The sequence below is a fragment of the Paraburkholderia lacunae genome (genome assembly GCF_003353175.1).
In the GTDB taxonomy this organism is placed as follows: domain Bacteria; phylum Pseudomonadota; class Gammaproteobacteria; order Burkholderiales; family Burkholderiaceae; genus Paraburkholderia; species Paraburkholderia lacunae.
In genome coordinates, this window is the sequence record NZ_QHKS01000075.1 from 1 (window position 1) to 4,466 (window position 4,466).

The 4,466-nt window shown below is 63.5% G+C and carries 4 protein-coding genes; 1 reads left to right on the forward strand and 3 read right to left on the reverse strand.

Features of this window, described 5'->3' with window-relative positions:
* Positions 1-452 precede the first annotated feature (452 nt).
* Positions 453-2,423 carry a lytic transglycosylase domain-containing protein gene (locus tag DLM46_RS38680; protein ID WP_115110328.1) on the reverse strand — a complete coding sequence of 657 codons (1,971 nt, stop codon included), beginning with the start codon at positions 2,421-2,423 and terminating at the stop codon, positions 453-455.
* Between the two features lie 485 nt (positions 2,424-2,908).
* On the opposite strand from DLM46_RS38680, the gene DLM46_RS41415 reads away from it, so the two are divergent.
* Complete coding sequence (locus DLM46_RS41415; RefSeq protein WP_425274057.1) at positions 2,909-3,412, forward strand: GGDEF domain-containing protein; 504 nt, start codon at positions 2,909-2,911, stop codon at positions 3,410-3,412.
* 40 nt (positions 3,413-3,452) lie between these two features.
* On the opposite strand, the gene DLM46_RS40850 is transcribed toward DLM46_RS41415, so the two are convergent.
* On the reverse strand, positions 3,453-3,863 hold the full coding sequence (locus DLM46_RS40850; protein WP_244306545.1) for a hypothetical protein: 411 nt from the start codon (positions 3,861-3,863) through the stop codon (positions 3,453-3,455).
* Positions 3,864-3,926: 63 nt separating this feature from the next.
* Complete coding sequence (locus DLM46_RS40855) at positions 3,927-4,199, reverse strand: hypothetical protein (RefSeq protein WP_244306546.1); 273 nt, start codon at positions 4,197-4,199, stop codon at positions 3,927-3,929.
* Between the last annotated feature and the right edge of the window lie 267 nt (positions 4,200-4,466).

Here is a 4,466-nt window from a genome sequence, read left to right on the forward strand (position 1 = left end):
TCGATGAGCGGGGTGTGGAAACGGGGTTAGGGTGAGGTTACTCGGGCACCGCCAGACGAAAGGGGCGGCAACAGACAAACCGAACCTACCGCTACCGCGCCACATCTCGACTCTACCGGCAAGGAGCATTCGATTTCCTCGATAGCGGCCATTCGCGACCGACAGATCTGACCGGTCGCGAATGACGGGATTGGCCGATCAGCGGGCGTATCGGGCGGCGCCGGTGAGGGCAGTAACGCGGGTCGGATGGGTCCGTTTTGACATAACACCCGCCGGCAAACTTGCACATGATGTCGGTATTATCGCAACGTCGCGGCTCGCGGAATTTACCTTCACTTTCTCGGTTCCCCGTTGATAGGCCATCCAGATAGAGATGGATCGTGGTTCAGTGTCGCATATGTAGCCGCGACCACCGCGCCCGTGCGGTCAGCGCAGCAGCGTTGGGCACGATGTCATCGGGGCTCGATATGGCCAAGCCGCTCCGTCAGCGATTGCGGGCGGCCATCAAACAGCGCCGCGTAGTAGACCGTGTTCGACAACACATTCTTGACGTAGTCGCGGGTTTCGTTGAACGGAATCGTCTCCGCGAAAATCGCGCCTTCCACCGGACGTGGCAGATTGGCCTGCCATTTACGCGGGCGCCCAGGGCCGGCATTGTAGCCGGCGGTCGCGAGCACGGCAGAACGGTCAAGCTGGTTGTAAATCATCGACAGATAATACGTGCCGAGCAGGATGTTCGTGTCGATGTCATTCATTCTCGCCTGCGAGATGGTACCGAGCCCGATCTTCCTCGCGACCATCTCCGCGGTGCTCGGCATCACCTGCATCAGGCCGCCTGCGCCAACGTCCGAGCGCGCATTGATGATGAAGCGCGACTCCTGGCGAATGAGGCCATACGCCCATTCGACAGCGAACCCGGTGGACTGCGCATCGCGCTCGACAATCGTGCGGAACGGCGCCAGGTAGCGCAACGAAAAATCGTGCTCGGTCTGCGTCCTGTCGGCGGTGCTCACAGCCCGGTCATAGAGCTCGATGCGGCGTGCGTACTCGGCGACTGCGAGCAGTTGCCGGTCGGTCATGCCGCGCAACTGCCAGTTCCACTCACGGTTGCCTTCCGTGCGCAGGTGCAGCGCATAAAAACGTTTTGCCAGCTCGAAGCCCGGTGTCTGGCCGGCCTTCTCAACTTCCTCGTCGGTCACTTTGGTCTGTGGCGGAATTACGATCTGCTGGCCGAGCGCTTCGGAGGCCAACTGGCCATAGAAGGTGTAGGTTCCCGCGATCTTTCCGAATTCCTGGTCGGCTGCCGCCACCTCGCCGCTCTGCTTCAAGGCGCGCGCGTACCAGTAGACCCATGCGGGTTGTGCGCGCAGCGCGGCCGGCATCTGCTCAATCGACCGGCGCACCATCGTCCAGTCTCCTGCCAGCAGCGCGCTGCGCGTGCGCCACTCATAGGCCTGGCTCGACAGGGGAGCGTTCGCCGATAGCCGGTACCAGTCCACCGCGCCTGACAGCTGCCGGGTCGCCGCCTGATAGGCAATCGTGCCCCAGCCTATAGCGCGTTCCGCCAGGGTAAGCGACGCTGCGATCGCGGTGAAGATGGCCGGGGCCGCCGCCGGATCGCTGGCCGCCACCTGCGTGATGGCGAGCAGCGCGAGTTGATGGGACGCCTCATCCATATGGACGCCTTTCGCGAGCAGCAGGCGCGGCTGGTTCGTCGCCTGATCGAGGAGCAGCGGATCCGGGCGCGCCGCGCCCAGCGCATTGACCAGTCTGCCGCCCGTCGTCGTCGCGCCCTGTTCGTAGGCCTGGCGAATCTGCTGCCAGACATCCTCCGAAGTGAACTGCTGGTTACGGTCGAGCGCGGTGATCAGATCGACGCAGCCGTCGCCGTACCACTTCGGCTCGACGAGCAGCGCGCGCGCCGCGTCGGCCACGTTCTCACCCCGCGCGGCGCGCGACTCGAGCGCATAGCACTTCACCTGCGTGTCGTCGTCCAGGACGAACTGTGAATATTGCGAATCGAAATCGTGCCAGTCGTGGCGCGCCCCCAGCACGCGCAGGTAGTCGTTGCGTAGACGGTCGGCAATCGCCTGTCCGTCGTAGCGTTGCAGAAACGACAGCACCGGTGCGTCCGGCGCGTCGAGATTCGCATGCCCCGCGCCGTTGAACAGACGCGGCTTGATCTGGAAATAGCTGAGATAAGCCGGCGCCGGATAATTCGGGATCAGGCTCGCCAGTTGCGCGGCACGCGAGGGATCGTTGTCGCGAGCGGCGTCATGCAACTTGATGAAAATCTGATCGTCGGCGGAAAACGAGGAAAACCGGGTGGGATGTCTGGCTAGCGCCGTGCCAGATATAACGCATGTCGCGGCGGCAAGGGCAAAACCGACCGCGCGAGACACCCGGTGAAGTCGTGTGGACATCGCTGTTTTTTCGTTGTTTCGGTGCAGAAAATTGAGTCAAAGCTTAAGCCGCAGTTCGGCGAAGCGAAGCTTCGAAAAACACAGGACTCGGCCCGCAATTCGGCCCTTTGCGAGCCGGATGCCTGGACCACCCCGGCATTTGCGTGTTCGCTCTTTCGTGGCGTAGGCGCGCGTTCAGCGAACACCCTGTTCTCGCCGGCGTCGCGGGAATGGCCGTCGCACTGGTCTGCGCCTTTCTCACGTTCGAAGCGATCCGTCAGGGCGTCACCAACGCCGTGATCACCGGGTTTGGCGTTACCGTCGGTGCGCTTGCTGGTGCCGCGGCGTGCCTCGCCTCGCTCGCCCATCGCGAAGAAATTGTTAGCCATCGTCGACTGCGTAGCCTTGCCACGACTGACGCGCAATGGCGCGCGGCACAATGAAAACGCGTCCCGCTGCCCGTCCTGTTCATAGACATCGACTCCTTCAAGCGCTTCAACGACACGCTGGGCCACGAGGTGGGCGACGAGGTGCTGAGAACGGTTGCGAAAGGTATTTCCGCTGTCGTTGCGGGAGCGGGTGGATTTGTCGCGCGATACGGTGGCGACGAATTCGGTGTCGTGCTCGGCAACGTCTCGCCCGCGCGTGCGGAACGCCTGGCGTGGGCCATCCGGCGTGGGGTCGAGGACATGCGGATCCAGACGCATGGACTCGGACACGGCACCCTGACGGTCAGCGCCGGATGCGTCACATGCGAGCCACCTTGCGCTCTCCGCGCAGATGAACTGACGGAAGCCGCCGACGGGCAGCTGATCGCCGCGAAAGCGGCGGGACGCAATCGCGTCTGCAGCCTCACGCTGAACAGCGGCACGCTGGCTATAGCGGAGGACGTCAGCCCAGGCTGGCGCCGGACGCAAATCGTTCGTCTTGTCGTATCCCCGGGGCAGTTTGTTGGCTGTCTCGTCCATGGTGCCGGAGATCGCGAACGGTCATCGCGACCTGTACCGTAACAGGCAGTTGGAGGGCGCTGCGGCGAAGGGCCGCTTACGCCTATCGGGAGGGAGCAAAGCACTCGTTCAATGGCGGCACGCTTCCGGTAAGCTGCCGGGTGAGGTACTTGGCCGTTCCTGTCGGCGCGCCGACCTTGACCGTCGAGCCCGTGCTGGTATTGGCGGTCTGGCTGTCGCAGTAGCGGAAATACGAATCGTCGCAAGGATAAGGCCCGGCGATCTGGAACCCGACGGGTGAGCCCGGGGTCTGGGTTATGGGGCACGCGCAGATGATGTCGGCGCTGCCGAGCGGCTTCTCGAAGCCAGGAAACGAGCTGCCGTTGCTGCTGGTGAAGCAGATGCCGCCGTTGCATTGCCCGTAGCCGCCGGTGGACCCTTCGGGGCAGGTATAGAGCGCGCGATGGCCGTTCGGCGCGACTATGGACTCCGGCAAACTGAACGTGCTCACCATGTACCCACTGTCGGCACCGTTGGCGTTTATCGAGCAGACGTCCTCGCCATCGATGCGCAGTGGCTAGCTGATGCTCTCCCCCTCCTTAACGTCGCATTTGCAGTACGCCACCTTGTTCAGCACCTTGCAGCTGGCGGTCGCGCAGAGCGCGTGCGTCTGCCCCTTACAGATCTTGAAGAATCCAGCGGGAGCCGCGCCGGCGGGGATCATCCCAGGCGGAGGCGTGTCTACGGAAGGCGGGGGCGCGACCGCGTTCCCCCCACAGCCGGTCAACGCGTCGAGCACCCCCACCAGCAATATCGCCAGGACGAGAAAGTTCGCGAGCCGGGGCGCCATGATTCGCTCCTGCTATCTGAAGCGGTGGTGCGCAGAAGCATGCGCTGATTATCTGTCTCGCGTCGACCTGGGTACCCGCGCGCCAAAGCAGCCCCCCGGGGCCGCTTCGAGTCTGAACTCGGCCGACCGCATCCGGCAGGGTACGGCCCAGACTGTGTCAAAACGGCTGGCCACTGGGAATTGACGAAACCTGTCTCGGCGCAGGTCGCGGCTTTTCGATTGCGGCAACCCGAACGTCAAATCACAGCCGAACACATCGCAAAGGCT

What these genes read in the sequence shown, in the direction of transcription:
- DLM46_RS38680 (WP_115110328.1), bottom strand. Translation starts at nt 2,423, where the DNA reads ATGTCCACACGACTTCACCGGGTGTCTCGCGCGGTCGGTTTTGCCCTT.
- DLM46_RS40850 (WP_244306545.1), bottom strand. Translation starts at nt 3,863, where the DNA reads ATGGTGAGCACGTTCAGTTTGCCGGAGTCCATAGTCGCGCCGAACGGC.
- DLM46_RS40855 (WP_244306546.1), bottom strand. Translation starts at nt 4,199, where the DNA reads ATGGCGCCCCGGCTCGCGAACTTTCTCGTCCTGGCGATATTGCTGGTG.